The organism is Pseudomonas sp. GD04019 (assembly GCF_029837695.1).
Classification (GTDB): domain Bacteria; phylum Pseudomonadota; class Gammaproteobacteria; order Pseudomonadales; family Pseudomonadaceae; genus Aquipseudomonas.
Genome location: NZ_JAOEEA010000001.1, coordinates 55,310 through 71,114, shown reverse-complemented (window position 1 = coordinate 71,114; position 15,805 = coordinate 55,310). Strand labels below are relative to the sequence as shown.

Annotated in this window: 22 protein-coding genes; 17 read left to right on the top strand and 5 right to left on the bottom strand. The window is 64.8% G+C overall.

Annotated elements, in window-relative coordinates; translation table 11 throughout:
• The first annotated feature begins 2 nt into the window (after positions 1–2).
• Together N7607_RS00405 and N7607_RS00400 are read left to right on the top strand one after the other, a co-directional pair.
• Complete coding sequence (locus tag N7607_RS00405) at positions 3–407, top strand: cupin domain-containing protein (protein WP_279864942.1); 405 nt, start codon at positions 3–5, stop codon at positions 405–407.
• A 37-nt stretch (positions 408–444) separates the two neighbouring features.
• Positions 445–654: a hypothetical protein gene (locus N7607_RS00400; RefSeq protein ID WP_279864943.1), complete on the top strand. Its 210-nt coding sequence runs from the start codon at positions 445–447 to the stop codon at positions 652–654.
• On the opposite strand, the gene N7607_RS00395 is transcribed toward N7607_RS00400, so the two are convergent.
• A complete protein-coding gene (locus N7607_RS00395) occupies positions 651–1,262 on the bottom strand; it encodes a LysE family translocator (protein ID WP_279864944.1) in 612 nt (203 codons plus the stop codon). The genes N7607_RS00400 and N7607_RS00395 overlap by 4 nt on opposite strands.
• Before the next feature lie 244 nt (positions 1,263–1,506).
• On the opposite strand from N7607_RS00395, the gene N7607_RS00390 reads away from it, so the two are divergent.
• Entirely contained in the window at positions 1,507–2,472 is a 966-nt protein-coding gene (locus N7607_RS00390) for a hypothetical protein (protein ID WP_279864945.1), read from the top strand.
• A gap of 47 nt (positions 2,473–2,519) precedes the next feature.
• On the opposite strand, the gene N7607_RS00385 is transcribed toward N7607_RS00390, so the two are convergent.
• Positions 2,520–3,158 carry a LysE family translocator gene (locus N7607_RS00385; protein WP_279864947.1) on the bottom strand — a complete coding sequence of 213 codons (639 nt, stop codon included), beginning with the start codon at positions 3,156–3,158 and terminating at the stop codon, positions 2,520–2,522.
• A gap of 392 nt (positions 3,159–3,550) precedes the next feature.
• Between N7607_RS00385 and N7607_RS00380 the strand changes: the two genes are divergently transcribed.
• The 12 genes from N7607_RS00380 to N7607_RS00325 all read left to right on the top strand — a co-directional run bounded on the left by N7607_RS00380 (position 3,551) and on the right by N7607_RS00325 (position 11,881).
• Positions 3,551–4,675, top strand: coding sequence for a beta-ketoacyl-ACP synthase III (locus tag N7607_RS00380; RefSeq protein WP_279864949.1), 1,125 nt, complete (start codon positions 3,551–3,553; stop codon positions 4,673–4,675).
• A 138-nt stretch (positions 4,676–4,813) separates the two neighbouring features.
• A complete protein-coding gene (locus N7607_RS00375) occupies positions 4,814–5,416 on the top strand; it encodes an RNA polymerase sigma factor (RefSeq protein WP_279864950.1) in 603 nt (200 codons plus the stop codon).
• Entirely contained in the window at positions 5,410–5,640 is a 231-nt protein-coding gene (locus N7607_RS00370; RefSeq protein ID WP_279864951.1) for a zf-HC2 domain-containing protein, read from the top strand. The genes N7607_RS00375 and N7607_RS00370 overlap by 7 nt, the downstream gene beginning before the upstream one ends.
• A gap of 107 nt (positions 5,641–5,747) precedes the next feature.
• Positions 5,748–6,074 (top strand): hypothetical protein, encoded by a 327-nt coding sequence (locus N7607_RS00365; RefSeq protein WP_279864953.1) that lies wholly within the window; start codon positions 5,748–5,750, stop codon positions 6,072–6,074.
• A gap of 12 nt (positions 6,075–6,086) precedes the next feature.
• The gene (locus N7607_RS00360) at positions 6,087–6,914 is read left to right on the top strand and encodes a DUF692 domain-containing protein (RefSeq protein ID WP_279864955.1); all 828 of its coding nucleotides are present in this window, start codon (positions 6,087–6,089) and stop codon (positions 6,912–6,914) included.
• Positions 6,911–7,615: a putative DNA-binding domain-containing protein gene (locus N7607_RS00355; RefSeq protein WP_279864957.1), complete on the top strand. Its 705-nt coding sequence runs from the start codon at positions 6,911–6,913 to the stop codon at positions 7,613–7,615. The genes N7607_RS00360 and N7607_RS00355 overlap by 4 nt, the downstream gene beginning before the upstream one ends.
• 38 nt (positions 7,616–7,653) lie before the next feature.
• Positions 7,654–8,250, top strand: coding sequence for a DoxX family protein (locus N7607_RS00350; RefSeq protein WP_279864959.1), 597 nt, complete (start codon positions 7,654–7,656; stop codon positions 8,248–8,250).
• A gap of 182 nt (positions 8,251–8,432) precedes the next feature.
• The gene (locus tag N7607_RS00345) at positions 8,433–9,770 is read left to right on the top strand and encodes a porin (RefSeq protein ID WP_279864961.1); all 1,338 of its coding nucleotides are present in this window, start codon (positions 8,433–8,435) and stop codon (positions 9,768–9,770) included.
• 85 nt (positions 9,771–9,855) lie between these two features.
• Positions 9,856–10,986, top strand: coding sequence for a GNAT family N-acetyltransferase (locus tag N7607_RS00340; protein WP_279864962.1), 1,131 nt, complete (start codon positions 9,856–9,858; stop codon positions 10,984–10,986).
• 1 nt (position 10,987) lies between these two features.
• Entirely contained in the window at positions 10,988–11,200 is a 213-nt protein-coding gene (locus N7607_RS00335; RefSeq protein WP_279864963.1) for a hypothetical protein, read from the top strand.
• A complete protein-coding gene (locus tag N7607_RS00330) occupies positions 11,197–11,520 on the top strand; it encodes a low molecular weight protein tyrosine phosphatase family protein (protein ID WP_279864964.1) in 324 nt (107 codons plus the stop codon). Before N7607_RS00335 ends, N7607_RS00330 begins: the two co-directional genes overlap by 4 nt.
• Before the next feature lie 13 nt (positions 11,521–11,533).
• Positions 11,534–11,881 carry a hypothetical protein gene (locus tag N7607_RS00325; RefSeq protein WP_279864965.1) on the top strand — a complete coding sequence of 116 codons (348 nt, stop codon included), beginning with the start codon at positions 11,534–11,536 and terminating at the stop codon, positions 11,879–11,881.
• 113 nt (positions 11,882–11,994) lie between these two features.
• Here the strand turns inward: N7607_RS00325 and N7607_RS00320 are convergent, their stop codons facing one another.
• From N7607_RS00320 to N7607_RS00310, 3 genes are read right to left on the bottom strand one after another with little or no spacing between them, the layout of a single operon-like run.
• Positions 11,995–12,549: a peptidylprolyl isomerase gene (locus tag N7607_RS00320; RefSeq protein ID WP_279864966.1), complete on the bottom strand. Its 555-nt coding sequence runs from the start codon at positions 12,547–12,549 to the stop codon at positions 11,995–11,997.
• On the bottom strand, positions 12,543–13,370 hold the full coding sequence (locus N7607_RS00315) for an alpha/beta hydrolase (RefSeq protein ID WP_279864967.1): 828 nt from the start codon (positions 13,368–13,370) through the stop codon (positions 12,543–12,545). The genes N7607_RS00320 and N7607_RS00315 overlap by 7 nt, the downstream gene beginning before the upstream one ends.
• A gap of 10 nt (positions 13,371–13,380) precedes the next feature.
• Positions 13,381–14,307 (bottom strand): LysR family transcriptional regulator, encoded by a 927-nt coding sequence (locus N7607_RS00310; RefSeq protein WP_279864968.1) that lies wholly within the window; start codon positions 14,305–14,307, stop codon positions 13,381–13,383.
• A gap of 210 nt (positions 14,308–14,517) precedes the next feature.
• Here N7607_RS00310 and N7607_RS00305 point away from each other — a divergent pair, with 210 nt between their 5' ends.
• A complete protein-coding gene (locus N7607_RS00305; RefSeq protein ID WP_279864969.1) occupies positions 14,518–14,832 on the top strand; it encodes a 3-phosphoglycerate kinase in 315 nt (104 codons plus the stop codon).
• Positions 14,833–14,962: 130 nt separating this feature from the next.
• The gene (locus N7607_RS00300; RefSeq protein WP_279864970.1) at positions 14,963–15,562 is read left to right on the top strand and encodes an FMN-dependent NADH-azoreductase; all 600 of its coding nucleotides are present in this window, start codon (positions 14,963–14,965) and stop codon (positions 15,560–15,562) included.
• The last annotated feature ends 243 nt before the right edge of the window (positions 15,563–15,805 follow it).

Here is a 15,805-nt window from a genome sequence, read left to right as displayed (position 1 = left end):
TCATGCGCAGGTCGCTAGCGATATTCGTCCTGTCCGCCCTGGCCAGCGCCACCGCGCTAGGCCATGGCGGCGCGGGTGACGAGACGGTAACGCCGGTGGCGGCGGCCGAGCTGCCGGCATCGCCCGGCAGCCACGCCCAGGCGCTGCGGGTGGAGTTTGCACCGGGCGCCACCTCACGGCCGCATACCCACCCGGGCGCGGTGTTCGTGGTGGTGGTCAGCGGTGAGGTGGAATCGGCCCTGGATGGCCAGCCGGCGCAACGCTTCAAGGCCGGCGATGCCTGGTACGAGGCGCCGGGTCAGCTGCACCGCATCACCCGCAATCCCAGCAGCACACAACCGGCGACGCTGGTGGCCTGGCTGCTGTCCGACGGCAAGACCGCGCTGGTCAAGCCGGTCGTCCACTGACATCACACGAGCGGGGCGTTCCCCGCAGGAGACCGCCATGTTCCGCGCCGTGCTGATCGAAACCCTGTTGCTGGACGAAACCACCTTGCAGCAGCGCATCGAGGCGTTGGCCGGGGCGCGCGAGTGGCGCCTGGAGGCGCAGGGCGAAGGCTGGCTGTTGTGGCTGGACGACTCCAGGGACAGTGCGCGCCTGTGTGGCGCGCTGCTGGCCTGCAGTTGGTTGCGGCGGCTGGATTTCGTCGTTTAGCGGGTGAGCGGCAGGGCCAGGCCCATGGCGGCGAACAGCCCGCCGCAGCAACGGTTGAAGCCGCGGCCGGCGCGCTCCAGCCAGGGCCGGGTGCGTTGCGCGGTGCGCGCCAGCAGGTATTCCACCACGCCTTCGACCAGGGCGAAGGTGGCCGCCATCACGGCGAACTGCAGCCACAGGCTGCGCGACGGGTCGAGGAACTGCGGCAGGAAGGCGCCGAAGAACAGGATCACCTTGGGATTGGACAGGGCCGACAGCAGACCCTGGCGGAACAGCTGCAGGCCGGGGCGCGGTGCGGCCGACTCCAGCGGTGTGAGGTGCAGCGGCGGCGAGCGCCATAGCTGGATGCCGAGCCAGATCAGGTAGGCGGCGCCCAGCCACTTGAGCACCAGCAGGGCATGCACCGAGGCCTTGAGCAGGGCGGCCAGGCCGAACATCGACAGCGCCATCAGCAGCACGAAACCGAGCATGCCGCCGGTGACCGTCCACAGGGCGCGACGGTGGCCGTAGAGCGCGCCGTGGGTCAGGGCGAGCAGGCCGTTGGGGCCGGGCGTCAGCGACAGGCCGAAGACGGCGGTGAGGTAGATCAGCCAGGTATGCAGGGCCATGGTGGTCGCCGGAGCTGGTGGGGACGATCCAGACGCTAACCGATCAGTGATGCCGGTCACAAGCCGAGCAAGTCGCCTCGTGCTGTCACCCGCATGCCAGAGCCGTCGCCGCGGTGTGGCGCGGATGGTCGGGCGATACGGCGTGGCGGGTGTTCATGTGCGGTTAACAATCGCTGCTTAACTTCAAGCGCGCCCCGTTCCGGGGTAGCGCCATAACAATAACGAACCATAAGGAAATGTAGCGATGCGAGCTCTTGCAGCCCTCACCCTGCTGGCCCTGAGTGCCCAGGTCAGCGCCCAGTGTCCGGACTTCCAAAGCCCGGCCAACCCACCGAGTTTCACCAAGCCGGCGAAGAAGAACTTCCGCAACTTCGGCAGCCAGGTGCTGGCCGGTCTGTACAAGCCCTGGCACATGGTCCATGACCAGATGGTACGCAGCGGCCAGGCCGCCACCGTCACCGCCAAGTTCGACTACGACGCCGTGCTGCACAAGGACCTGGAAGGCGAGTACGTGCACGCCTACCTGTACGGCACCGGCATGAGTGGCTGGAGCTACCTGGGTCGCCATACCACCGACAGCGACGGCAAGATCAACGTGGCGGTCGGCACTCGGCCGGTGGGCGAGTACCGCGTGCGCTTCGTGGTCGAGGGCGACCTCAGCCAGGTCGACGGCTACCTCAGCGTGGTCGACCCGAATCGCCCGGCCGTGCTGTTCGACATCGACGGCACCCTGACCATCAACGACTTCGAGGCCTACGCCGACTATGTCGGGCTGAAGACCGCGCAGGCCTACTACTACGCCCCGCAGACGGTGAAGGCCTACCGTGACAAGGGCTACCAACTGGTGTTCCTCACTGCCCGGCCGTACTGGGTGACCAAGGATGCGCGCCAGTGGTTCGACTACCAGGGCATCCCGCAGTGGCACTACCGCTCCAACCCCTACGGCGACGGCCCGATTCCGCCGGACACCCAGGCGCACAAGACCAACTACGTGAAGTACCTGCGCGAGCAGGTCGGTCTGAACATCGTGCGTGCCTACGGCAACGCCACCACCGACATCGCCGCCTATGCCGACGGTGGCATTCCCAAGGCGGAGACCTGGATCATCGGCCAGCATGCCGGCAGCAGCGGCACCCAGTCTGTCGGCGGCGACTACAGCTACCACTACAGCACCGTGGTGGCGGCGACGCCGCCGGCCAACTGCAACTGAGCGAAAACAAGAAAGGGGCCATTCGGCCCCTTTCTCTTTGGCGGGTTTTACACCCGATCAGCCAGCGCCAGCTTGATGCCTAGTGCGGTGAACAGGCCACCGGTGCAGCGCTCCAGCCACAGGCCGACACGCCGGCCGACCTGCAGGCGCTTCTGGGCGAAGGCGGTGGACAGGGCCAGGAAGTGGCACCAGAGCATGCCGTTGATGTTGAAGATGACGCCCAGCAGGATGAACGCCAGTGTCTTGTGCTCGGCGTCCGGGCTGATGAACTGCGGTACGAAGGCGAGGAAGAATAGTGCCACCTTGGGGTTGAGCACGTTGGTCAGGAAGCCCTGGGCGAAGATGCGCCCGTAGGGCAGGGCGGGCAGCTCGATGGCGGTCGGTTCGGCGGCCTCCTTGCGTTTCGCCAGCAGCATGCTGATGCCGATGTACAGTAGGTAAGCGGCGCCGATCAGCTTGACCACCATGAAGGCGGTAGCCGACGTCGCCAGCACGGCGGACATGCCCAGCGCGGCGGCGACTATGTGCACGCAGGTGCCGGCACCGATGCCCAGCGCTGCCGCCGATCCAGCACGCCAGCCCTGGGTGGCGCTACGCGCCATGATCAGCAGCGAGTCGGGACCGGGGGCCATGTTCAGCAACAGGCCGGAGATGACGAACAGGAGCAGATCGTGGGTGCCGAACATGACGCGTTCCTATGCCGTGGGAAGGGACGATTCTGCGCCGTTCCTGAGCGCCCGGTCAAAGCGGGATGACGGCAGCAACGTCTCGGTCGATGAGCTGCACGCCAGGCTTTTGCCAAGCCCGACACAATGCTGCTGATTTTGCCGACAATCGCCGCAATTACCCTGTGCCTTGCCGGCCTTATCGAGCATCTCCACTGAAAGCGCACTGCCGCACCGCCAGTCTGGTGTCGCATCGCGATGGCAGCGCCGCAGGCCCCGGCTATGGCAAACTCCGCACTTTGCAGAGCTGCGCCACTGCCTGGCCTCGATAGCAGCCGCACCGAATTCGCGCCGCCGTGGCGCAACCGACAAGCCAGCCGCTCCGGGCGGCCATAGAAGAAGAGGAATGTCCCGTGCACAAAGCCGTAATCAGTGGCACTGGCCTGTACACCCCCGCCAACAGCATCTCCAACGACGAGCTGGTGGCCTCCTTCAACGCTTATGTCCAGCAGTTCAATGCCGACAACGCCGCCGCCATCGAGCGCGGTGAGATCGAGGCACTGACCGAATCCAACAGCGCCTTCATCGAGAAGGCCTCCGGCATCAAGAGCCGTTACGTGATGGACAAGGCCGGCATTCTCGATCCGCAGCGCATGACCCCGCGCCTGCCGCAGCGCAGCAATGAAGAGTGGGGCATCCTCTGCGAGATGGCCGTGGCCGCCGCCAAGGAAGCGCTGGAGCGCGCCGGCAGGACTGTCGCCGATATCGACGGTGTGATCGTCGCCTGCTCCAACCTGGAACGCGCCTACCCGGCCGTGGCCATCGAAGTACAGGCTGCCCTGGGCATCGACGGTTGGGGCTACGACATGAACGTGGCTTGCTCCTCGGCCACCTTCGGCATCCAGGCCGCCAACAACGCCATCGCCACCGGCCAGGCGCGCGCAGTGCTGATGGTCAACCCGGAGATCTGCACCGGCCACCTGAACTTCCGCGACCGCGACAGCCACTTCATCTTCGGCGATGGTGCCACCGCGGTGATCATCGAGCGCGCTGACCAGGCCACCTCGAAGCACCAGTGGGACATCGTCGGCACCAAGCTGCTGACCCAGTTCTCCAACAACATCCGCAACAACTTCGGCTTCCTCAACCGCGCGGCGGAAGAGGGCATCGGCGCCAAGGACAAGCTGTTCGTCCAGGAAGGCCGCAAGGTGTTCAAGGACGTCTGCCCGATGGTGGCCGAGCTGATCGGTGCGCACCTGCAAGAGAACCAGCTCAACGTCAGCGACGTGAAGCGCTTCTGGCTGCACCAGGCCAACCTCAACATGAACCTGCTGATCGCCCGCAAGCTGCTCGGCCGCGACGCCGAGCCGCACGAGGCGCCGGTGATCCTCGATACCTACGCCAACACCAGCTCTGCCGGCTCGGTGATCGCCTTCCACAAGCACCAGGATGACCTGCCGGCTGGCAGCCTCGGTGTGCTCAGCTCCTTCGGCGCGGGCTATTCCATCGGCAGCGTGATCCTGCGCAAGAAGGGTTAAGGTCTGCTGCGCTTGGCCATGCGTTGTTGAAAACAGGTTCGGACTGCTCATTTACAACTCGTAAACTGCGCGTCCTCACCTGTTTTCGCCTAGCCTGACCTGCGCTCGCGACGACCTAAACCCTTCTTGGACTCCGCCATGGATGAACAGCAGCTTTTGGCCCGCCTGCTGGCCGGCGAGCAGCATGCCTTCCGCGAGCTGGTCAGTACCTACCAGGGCGCCATGCGCGCCGTGGCCTACGCCATAGTCGGTAGCCGCAACGCCGACGAAGTGGTGCAGGACGCCTGGCTGGCCGTGGTGCGCAACCTGCCCGGCTTCCAGCAGCGTTCCAGTCTCAAGACCTGGCTGCTGACCATTACCGCCAACACCGCCAAGAGCCGCCTCAAGCAGCAGCGTCGCGAGCCGTTGCTCGACGACCTGCCGGCGCCGCATGGCAGCGTCGGTGCAGAGCGCTTTGCCGAGGACGGCCACTGGCAGACCCCGCCCAGCCAATGGGAACAGGACACCCCCGAGGCCCTGTTGGCCGAAGCGGAACTGCGCGAGTGTCTGGAGAAGACCATCGCCAGCCTGTCCGAGACCCAGTCCAGCGTGCTGCTGCTGCGTGAGCGCCAGGGCCTGGAGCTGGAGGAGATCTGTAATCTTCTCGACCTCTCGCTCTCCAATGTCAGAGTGCTGTTGCACCGCGCCCGGCTCAAGGTGTTCGCCACCCTGGAGCATTTCGAGGAGACCGGCCAATGCTGAGCTGCAAGGAACTGGTGGCCCATTCCAGCGATTACCTCGATGGCCAGCTGCGCCTGCGCGAGCGCATCAGCCTGCGCACGCACCTGGCCATGTGCAGCCACTGCCGGCGCTTTATCCGCCAGCTCAAGCTGAGCCAGGCGCTGCTGCGACAGCTCCCGGACGAAGCCATTCCCGAACTGGATGCCCTGGCCGAGAAACTCGCCCGCCAGCGTCGCGAATCCTGATTCGCAGAAATTTTTCCGCCGCGCTGTAACGACTCGTACCGACCTCCGTCTAGTGTTGCGAAGGGGCCAATCGCCTCTCGCACAATAACCACGACTGGAGAGATTCCATGAAACAGCGCAATTCCGTAGCCATCACTCTGGGTGCCGCCCTGCTGAGCACTGCTTTCGCCGCCCAGGCCGGCAGCAATCCGTTCGCCGCCCAGGAGCTCTCCAGCGGCTACAGCCTGGCCGCCCACGAGAAAGGCCACGAAGGCTCCTGCGGCGAGGGCAAGTGCGGTGCCGAGATGATGGGCACCGAGAAGGCCGCCGAAGGTAAGTGCGGTGAAGGCAAATGCGGCAGCGACAAGGCACGTAAGGAGGGCAGCTGCGGCGAGGAGGGCAAGGCCGGCCACGAAGGCAAGTGCGGCGGCGAGAAGACCGAGCAGGCGGAGTAAGGGCGGCGGGACATGGCCAACGGCAACTTCGTCAGCGGCGCCGGCCTGGGCTTGCGTCGCGGCTTGCTCGGTGAGCTGCAGGACAGTGCGGCCGATCAAGTGGATTTCCTCGAGATCGCCCCGGAAAACTGGATTGGCGTCGGTGGTCGCTTCGGCCGCCAGCTGCGCGCGCTGACCGAACGCCTGCCGTTTCTCTGCCACGGCCTGTCCCTCAACCTGGGTGGTTTCTCTCCGCTGGACCTTGAGCTGCTGCGGGCGATCAAGGTCTTCCTCGATGAGCATGGCATCCGTGGCTACAGCGAGCACTTGTCGGCCTGCGCCGACGATGGCCAACTGTACGACCTGATGCCGCTGCCCTTCACTGATGAGGCGGTCTGCCGGGTAGCCGCGCGCATCCGTCAGGTGGAAGAGGTGCTGGAGCGGCCGCTGATCATCGAGAACGTCTCGGCCTATGCGCGCCTGCCCGGTGCGCTGGACGAGGTCGAATTCATCCGCGCGGTGCTGGCCGAGGCCGGCTGCCAGTTGCTGCTGGACATCAACAACGTGCAGGTCAACGCCCACAACTTCGGCTTCGACCCGCGCGCCTATATCGAGGCGATGCCCAATGAGCGCATTGCCTATCTGCATGTGGCCGGGCACCTGGACCAGGCCGCCGACCTGAAGATCGACACCCACGGCGCACCAGTGTGCGACCCGGTGTGGCAGTTGCTGGCGCACAGCTACGCCGTGCATGGCGTGCGCCCGACCCTGCTGGAGCGCGACTTCAACTTCCCGCCGCTGGCCGAGCTGTATGCCGAGGTGGGGCAGATCCGCACGCTGCAGCGGGAGGCCAAGGCATGAGCACGCGCGACCAGATGGCCTTCGCCGCGCGCATTCGCCAGCCGCGGGCGGAGCCGCTGTTGCCGGGAGTCCCGGCCGAACGCATGGCGGTGTACGAGGAGCTGTTCTTCAACAACCTCGATGGCTTTATCACCAGCGGCTTTCCGGTGCTGTGCCGGATCTTGGGCGAGGCGCGACGGCAGCGGCTGGTGCGCGAATTTATCGCCAGGCACCGCTGTAGCACGCCGTATTTCCTGGCGATAGGCGAGGAGTTCGTCGCCTGGCTGGAGACCGGCGGCGGTGCGGAGCAGGGCGATCCCGGCTTTATCGCCGAGCTGGCTCACTACGAGCGCGTCGAACTGGCGCTGGATATCGCCACCGACCGCTTGCCGTCCCATGGCTGGTCACCGCTGGCCTGGCCATTGGCGTATGCCTGGCCGGTGCAGCGCATCGGTGCCGATTACCAGCCCCGCGAGGCACCCGCCGAGCCCACCTGCTTGCTGGCCTGGCGCGACTCGGCGGAGCGGGTGCGCTTCCAGCAGCTGTCGCCCTTTGCCTATCACCTGGCCCTGCGTCTGCAAGCGGGCACGCCGAGCACCGAAGCCTTGCTCGACCTGGCCGAGATCAACGGCCTGCCCGCCGACCGGCACTACTTCGCCAACGCCCGTGCGCTGCTGGACGACTGGCAGCGCCAGGACATCTGGTTTCCACCCGTTACCTGAAGGGGCTGGGCCACGTTGCTCAGCCCCGGGAGAGCATCATGCTGAACCTGCTCAATCGCCTCCAGGATGGCCTGGACGCTACGCGTCGCCTGGATTTTCTCGCTCCGCTGCTGCTGCGCCTGTACCTGGTGCCGATCTTCTGGATGGCCGGCACGTACAAGCTGGCGGACATGGACAGCACCATCGCCTGGTTCGGCAATCCGGACTGGGGCCTGGGCTTGCCGTTTCCCGCGTTGCTGGCCTGGTTGGCGGCGCTGACCGAGGCGGGCGGCGCCATCCTCCTGCTGTGCGGCCTGGCCGTGCGCTGGATCAGCGTGCCGCTGATGGCGACCATGTTGGTGGCGATCTTCACCGTGCACTGGGAGTTCGGCTGGCAGGCCATCGCCGATGCCTCAGCGCCCTTCGCCAACGAGCGAGTGCTGGCGGCGGGGGAGAAGCTGGAGCGCGCTCGCGAGCTCCTGCAGGAGCACGGCAACTACGCCTGGCTGACCGGCAGCGGCAAATTCGTGGTGCTCAACAACGGCATCGAATTCGCCGTCACCTACCTGGTCATGCTGCTGACGCTGTTCTTCATCGGTGCCGGGCGCTGGCTGAGCATCGACCATTGGCTGGCGGCGCGTTTTCGTCAGGCCTGAAAACGGCGTCGACCCAGGCTGGGCGGGCTTTTCCTGCTTATGATTAAAGGGAGTAAAAAGTTCCTGTGTAATTTAACTTTCATATAAATACAACCGAGCTGAAATAACCCGCCGCCAAGATTCCCCCCCAACACGCAGGGCCAAGCCCAGTGTTTTTCTAAAGACCAATAGGGGAATCCTCGATGAAGCACTTCGCCGGTTTTGCTGCCAGCGCCCTGGCTCTGGCCATTTCCGCCCAGGCTTTCGCCGGCACCGTCACCACCGACGGCGCCGATCTCGTGATCAAGACCAAGAGCGGTCTGGAAGTCTCGACTACCGACAAGCAATACAGCTTCAAGCTGGGTGGCCGTATCCAGGCGGACTTCGATTCGTTCGACGGCTTCTACACCACTAACAACGAGACCGCCAACGAAGCCTTCTTCCGCCGCGCGCAGATCGAAATCGGTGGCAACTACAAAGACTGGCGCTACCAGATCAACTACGACTTCACCGATAACCGCAGCAACGAGAACAAGTTCGACGAAGCCACCATCACCTACACCGGCTTCTCCCCGATCAACATCCGCGTCGGCCGCTTCGACCCGGACTACAGCCTGGAAAAAGCCACCAGCTCCAAGTGGGTGACTGCCAAGGAGCGTTCGCCGGTTCTCGACCTGGCCTCCTGGACCACCGACCACGAGAACGGCATGGGTATCCAGGTCAACGGCACCTACGGCGGCATGTTCTACGGCTCCACCAGCATCCAGCAGCAGGATTCCGGCGTGTATCTGGAAGACGAAGACGGCAAGGATGTGAACAGCTTCTTCGCCCGTGGTGTGTTCGCCCCTATCGTCAGCGAAACCCAGGTACTGCACCTCGGTCTGGACTACGCCACCCGCAGCTACGGCAACGAGAGCGATGGCACCAAGTTCGGTGGCGCGATCAACTCCCGTCTGGGTGTACGTGGCGTGACCGAGAACAATGGTCCGAACTCGGGTCAGCTGGCCCTGGCTCCCTCCGAGACAGGGGCTACCGGCGGTTTCGAGGACGACAATGTTGTCGGCCTGGAATTCGCCTACATGCATGGCCCGTTCTCGGTACAGAGCGAGTACCTCAAGCGTGACCTGAGTGGCTACAAGACTAACGGGGACCGCGAGGCCACCGGTTACAACGTCATGGCGGCCTACACCCTGACCGGCGAATCGCGCATCTACAAGCTGGACGGTGCCAAGTTCGACGCCATCAAGCCGATGAACAAGCAGACCGGCGCCTGGGAAGTCTTCTATCGCTACGACCACCTGAACGTCGAAGACGACCAGACCATGGCTACCGTCGGTGGCGTGGCCGTGGACGAGACCGAGGCCAAGGTGCACACCCTGGGTGTTAACTGGTACGCCAACGAAGCCGTCAAGGTGTCGCTGAACTACCTGATGACCAAGACCGACGAAGATACCGTGCGTCTACAGTCCGGTCGCTTCGCTGCCGGCAACGACGATGACGACGGCCAGGCCATCACCATGCGTGCCCAGTACGTCTTCTAAGCACAACGAACGCTGCTCCGCTCCTACTTTCTAGCCCCGCTTTGCGGGGCTTTTTTTTGCCTCGGCGAGCCGCCAGACTGGCGGCATGTCACTCCGTACCCTGCACCACCTCGCCGATATCGAACCCTCCGCCTGGGACACCCTGCTGCCCGAGCCGCAGCCGTTCCTGCGCCATGCCTTTCTCTCGGCACTGGAAGACAGCGGCAGCGTCGGCAGGAATTCCGGCTGGCAGGCCTCGCACCGACTGCTGTGCGACGACAGCGGTGTGGCCCAGGCGGCGCTGCCGGCCTATCTGAAGCTGCATTCCTACGGCGAGTACGTGTTCGACATGGGCTGGGCCGATGCCTGTCACCGCGCCGGCGTCGCCTATTACCCCAAGCTGCTTGGCGCCGTGCCCTTCAGCCCTGTGACGGGGGCGCGGTTGCTGGGTGATGTGCAGGTCGCCGGCAAGCTGCTCGATGAGCTGGTGGCGACTCTGGCGGGCGAGGGGGTGTCCGGGCTGCATATCAACTTCCTGCGGGCCGAGGACGATGCACTGTTCCAGGAGCGCGAGGGCTGGCTGCAGCGCCTGGACTGCCAATACCACTGGCGCAACCGCGGTTACCGCGACTTCCTGGACTTTCTCGACGCCCTCAGCTCACGCAAGCGCAAGCAGCTGCGCAAGGAGCGCGAACAGGTGGCCGGGCACGGCATCGACTTCCGCTGGCAGCTCGGCCACGAGCTGAGCGAGGCGGACTGGGATTTCGTCTACGCCTGCTACGCCAGCACCTACCATGTGCGGCGCCGCGCGCCGTACCTGACGCGCGAGTTCTTCAGCCTGCTGGCCGAGCGCATGCCCGAGGCCATTCGCGTGGTCAGTGCGCGGCAAAATAGTCGCCCGGTGGCCATGGCCTTCAGCCTGGTGGGCGGCGACAGCTTCTACGGACGTTACTGGGGCTGCCTGGGCGACTTCGACCGCCTGCATTTCGAGACCTGCTTCTATCAGGGCATCGAGCGCGCCATCGCCGAAGGCCTGCAGCGCTTCGACGCTGGTGCCCAGGGCGAGCACAAGCTGATCCGTGGCTTCGAGCCGCAGATCACCCGCTCCTGGCACTATCTGCTGCATCCCGGTTTGCGCGCCGCTGTGGATCAGTTCCTCGCCGAGGAGCGGCCGGCGGTAATGGCCTATGCCGAACAGGCGCGGGAGCTGTTGCCCTATCGCCAGGAGGGAGCCTGAAATGAAGAGGCTGTTGCTGAGCCTGGGGGTTCTGGCACTGAGCCTGCCGCTCGGCGTATTGCTGGCCTTGCTGCTGGTGCCGTTATGGCGCTGGCTGGAGGATTTCGGCAGTGTCGAAGCCATTGGCCATTCCGGGCCTGCTGCCTGGTGCTATGGCATCTGCATCGGTCTGTTTGCCTTGCTGGGCTTGCTGATGTTGTGGCGCCGCCCATGACCCGCGCCCTGTTCATTTGCAGCCGCAACCGCCTGCGCAGCCCCTCCGCCGAGCAGATCTTTGCCGCCTGGCCGGGCGTGGAGAGCGATTCGGCCGGGCTGGCGCCGGATGCCGAGGTGCTGCTGTCCGCCGAGCAGGTGCAATGGGCCGAGCTGATCTTCGTCATGGAGCGGGTGCATCAGCGTCGCCTGCAGCAGCGCTTCGGCCCGCTGCTCAAGGATCGGCGGGTGATCTGCCTGGGCATTCCGGACGACTATCAATATATGCAGCCGGAGCTGGTTCAGCTGCTGGAGTACAAGGTGGGCGCCTATCTGCGCTGAGCGAGGAGCGAGAATGACGAGGATCGTCTGTGGTCTGTGTGTCCTGCTGGGCTGGCCATTGCTGGCATTTGCCGAGAGCTGCGGCGAGCTGGATGCGCGAGCCAAGGATGCCGATTGGCACCGTCCCTGGATTGGCGAAGTGGTCGGGCGGGGCCGTGCTCATTTTCATTCGGCTCCCAGCGCGGCGTGTCGCATTTCCGGCAAGTTCATCATGCCCGGCGATGGTGTTTCGATTTACAGCGAGTACGACGGCTGGTCACAGATCATGTATCCGGCCGGTGATGAAGAGGATGCGGGTGTATGGGTGCGCAGCGAACGGCTGAGGATTATTTCTCGGCCAGATGAGGGACCGCGCTTGTAACGCGCATTTGTGCTCAGAAATCTGGGCGCGTCCGAGCAAGCTGTTTGCTTGTTGCGATCTGCATGTCGGGGGGCTGACGCAGCCATTCGAGTGGCTGCGTCAGGAGTGGCAGGTCAGAGCTTCTTCGCGCTGAGGATCAGCACCGGCTCGACCGGTACGTTCTGGTGCATGCCGCGGTTGCCGGTGCGCACGCCGGCGATGCGGTCGACCACGTCCATGCCGCGCACGACCTTGCCGAACACCGCGTAGCCGAAGTCGCGGCCGCCGTGGTTGAGGAAGTCGTTGTCCTTGTGGTTGATGAAGAACTGGCTGGTGGCCGAGTCCACCACCTGGGTGCGGGCCATGGCCAGGGTGCCGCGGTCATTGCGCAGGCCGTTGTCGGCCTCGTTCTTGATCGGTTTGAAGGTGTCCTTCTCGCCCATGTCGGCATCGAAGCCGCCGCCCTGGATCATGAAGCCCGGGATCACGCGGTGGAACTGGGTGCCGTTGTAGAAGCCGGCGTCCACGTAGCCGAGGAAGTTCTGCGTGCTGATCGGCGCCTTCTCGGCGTTGAGCTCGATCTCGATGTCGCCGAGGCTGGTGGTCAGCAGCACGTGGGGGTTGCCGGCGGCTAGCAGGCTGGTGCTCAGCAGCAGGCCACAGGCGGAGAGGAGGAGTTGCTTCAGCATGGTTGCGGGTCCTTGTTTTTCTCTTGCGGTTGATTGCGCTCGACCTGGGCGAGGAAGTCGTCCAGGACGGCATTGAAGCGTTGCGGCTGGTCCATCGGGGTGGCGTGGCGCGAGCGTTCGATCACCACCAGGCGCGCGTTGGGTAGCTCGCGCACATAGGCCTCCTTGCTGGTGACCGGGGTGTAGTCGCGGTCGGCCGTGACCACCAGGGTAGGACAGGTGATCGTGCTCAGGCGTTCGCGCACGCCCCAGCCGATGATCGCGTCCAGGCTGGCCAGGTAGGCGCGCTTGTCGTTCTGCGGCCAGCGCTGCTCGATCTTGGCACGCAGCTCTGCCTGCTCCGGGTGTGGGAAGAGGATACGCCCCAGGCCTTTACCAATAGTCTGCATGCTCAGCAGGCGCGACAGGGTCCAGCGCTTGACCAGCTGCCAGCGGTCGGCGGCGCTTTTGGCCTTCACTTCCGGGGCGCTGTTGACAATGGTCAGGCTGCGCAGCAGCTCGGGGCGGTCTACGCCCAGCTGGAAGCCGACCATGCCGCCCATGGAGATGCCCACCAGATGCACTTGCGGCAGGCCCAGGTGTTCGATCAGCGCCGCCACGTCGGCGGCGAAGCCGGCCATGCTGTAACGCCCGCGCGGTTTGCCGGAGCGGCCGTGGCCGCGCAGGTCGATGGCCAGCACGCGGCGACCCTGCAGCAGGTGCGGTATCTGATATTCCCAGTCCTGGATGCTGGAGCCGAGGCCGTGCACCAGCAGCACCGGTTCGCCCTGGCCGTGGTCCTCGTAATGCAGCTGGCAACCCTGATGTTCGAAGTAGGACATGCTGGACTCCTCAACTGGCCGAGAGCGGCGCGGCGAAAGGCGCCTCCAGCGGCGCGCCGTCGAAGTTCTTGATCAGCTCGATGAGAATCTGCGTGGCCGGGCCGAGCACCTTGTCCTTGTTGCTGTAGAGGAAGAAGCGTGGTCGGCGCACGTCGCCCTGTTCCATCGGCAACGGCTTGAGCAGGCCTTCTTCCAGCTCGCGGGCGATCAAGTGGTGTGGCAACCAGGCGAAGCCCAGGCCGCTGCTGACGAAGGTGCGTGCGGTGGGCAGGCTGCCGACCGTCCAGCGCTGTTCGGCGCCGAGCCAGCCGGCGTCGCGCGGCTGCACGCGGCCGCTGTCGCGGGTCACCACTTGCATCTGGCCTTCCAGGTCCTGGAAGGTCACCGGGCGCTGCAGGCGATGTAGCGGATGTTCCGGGTGGGCCACGGCGAGGAACTCCACCTCGCCCAGTTCGATGGGCAGGTAGCCGGTGATGTTGAGGGCGCTGATGGCCAGGTCCGCCGAGCCTTCGCGCAGCACTTCCTCGACCCCGGACAGCACCTCCTCACGCAGGCGCACGCGGCAGCCACGGCTCTGCGGCATGAAGGCGGAGAGGGTGCGCACGATGTTGGCGGTGGGGTAGGCGGCGTCCACCACCAGGCGCACTTCGGCCTCCCAACCCTGCTCCATGTGGTGGGCCAGCTCTTCTAGCTGGCTGGCCTGCTTGACCAGTTGCCGCGAGCGGCGCAGCAGCACCTCGCCGGCCTCGGTGAGTACCGCCTTGCGTCCGTCGATGCGCAGCAGCGGCGCGCCCAGCTGCTCCTGCATGCGCGCCACCGTGTAGCTCACCGAGGACTGCGAGCGGTGCAGCGCTTCGGCCGCCTGGGCGAAGCCGCCATGGTCCACCACCGCTTGCAGGGTGCGCCATTGATCCAGCGTGACACGGGGCGCTTTCATCGCCGCTTCCTCTTCTCTGATCGGGTGTGCTGTCTTGGAGTTACGTTCAAGAACGGGTGAGTGGATCTTTCTGCCAGCCAAGGCGCCGCGACAAGTCATAGCAGAGCTATGGCGAGGAGTGGCAACGCAGGATGGCGGGAAAATACGCCAGCCGAATTGAACAGTTAATTTCGAGACAGCACACTAGGCACCCCAAAAAGGAGAGTGCCGATGAAAAACTGCTGCCTGGTCCTGCTCGCTATGTTGCCGCTGACCGCCTTCGCCTATCCCACCGAGCTGAAGAAGCAGCTGAACGGCGCCGAGGTATCCGCCACGATCCAGGAGATCGACAGCAACATCGGCGGCCTCACCCTGTACAACTACGGCACCCTCAATGCCAAGTGCAGCGCGCGGTTCCAGAACGGCCCCGAGGCGCCGCGCACCCGCGCTGCCGAGCTCAAGGCCGGGGAGAGCGTGACCCAGACGGTGAAGTTCGCCCGCAACATCATCAAGCTGCGGGTGGATCTTACCTGCGAGCAGAAGTGAGCCTAGAACTCGCTTCGAAAATAATCAACTTAATCGATTATTTGAAGCGGATATTTGCGCTTTTTAATCTTATTGGCTGACCATAACCTTCACTCCATCGAAGCCAAACAACCCCGATGGAGTTAGCCAAATGTCCCGCATCCTCGTTATCGAAAGCAGCGCCCGCCAAGAAGGTTCCGTTTCCCGCCAGCTGACCGCCGACTTCATCGCCCAGTGGCAGGCCGCCCACCCGCAGGATCAGGTGACTGTGCGTGACCTGGCCAAGCAACCGGTACCACACCTGGATGAAACCCTGCTCGCCGGCTGGATGAAGCCTGCCGAGCAGCAGAGCGATGCCGAGAAGGCCGCGGCCGCCCGCTCCAACCAGCTGACCGACGAAGTACTGGCCGCCGACGTGCTGGTCCTGGCCGCGCCGATGTACAACTTCGCCATCCCCAGCACCCTGAAAGCCTGGCTGGACCATGTGCTGCGTGCCGGTGTCACCTTCAAGTACACCGAGACCGGCCCCCAGGGCCTGCTCACCGGCAAGCGCGCCGTTGTGCTGACCGCCCGTGGCGGCATCTACGCCGGCAGCGGTCTGGATCACCAGGAACCCTACCTGCGCCAGGCCATGGCCTTCATCGGCATTCACGACGTGCAGTTCGTGCATGCCGAGGGCCTGAACATGGGCGCCGAGTTCTCCGAGCAAGGCCTCGCCAAGGCCCGCGAGCAACTGGCCCAGGTCGCCTGATTCACCGACTCTCCTCTGGGGCCGAGTTCTCGGTCCGTCCACCGGTTCGCACGGGTGCTCCTCCCGGCGGGCCGGTTTTTTATTGGGCGCGGGAAAGCCTGTGATTGCACTGCCGGGAGCGGCGAGTCTTCCGGGCGTTCCGTGGTGCGGCATGGTTGCGCAGAGCTGTACTCATTCACCCGTTCATAACTGTGTTTGAGATATTGAACGGCGTGTGTTGCCATAGCGCACCTTGAATCTGGT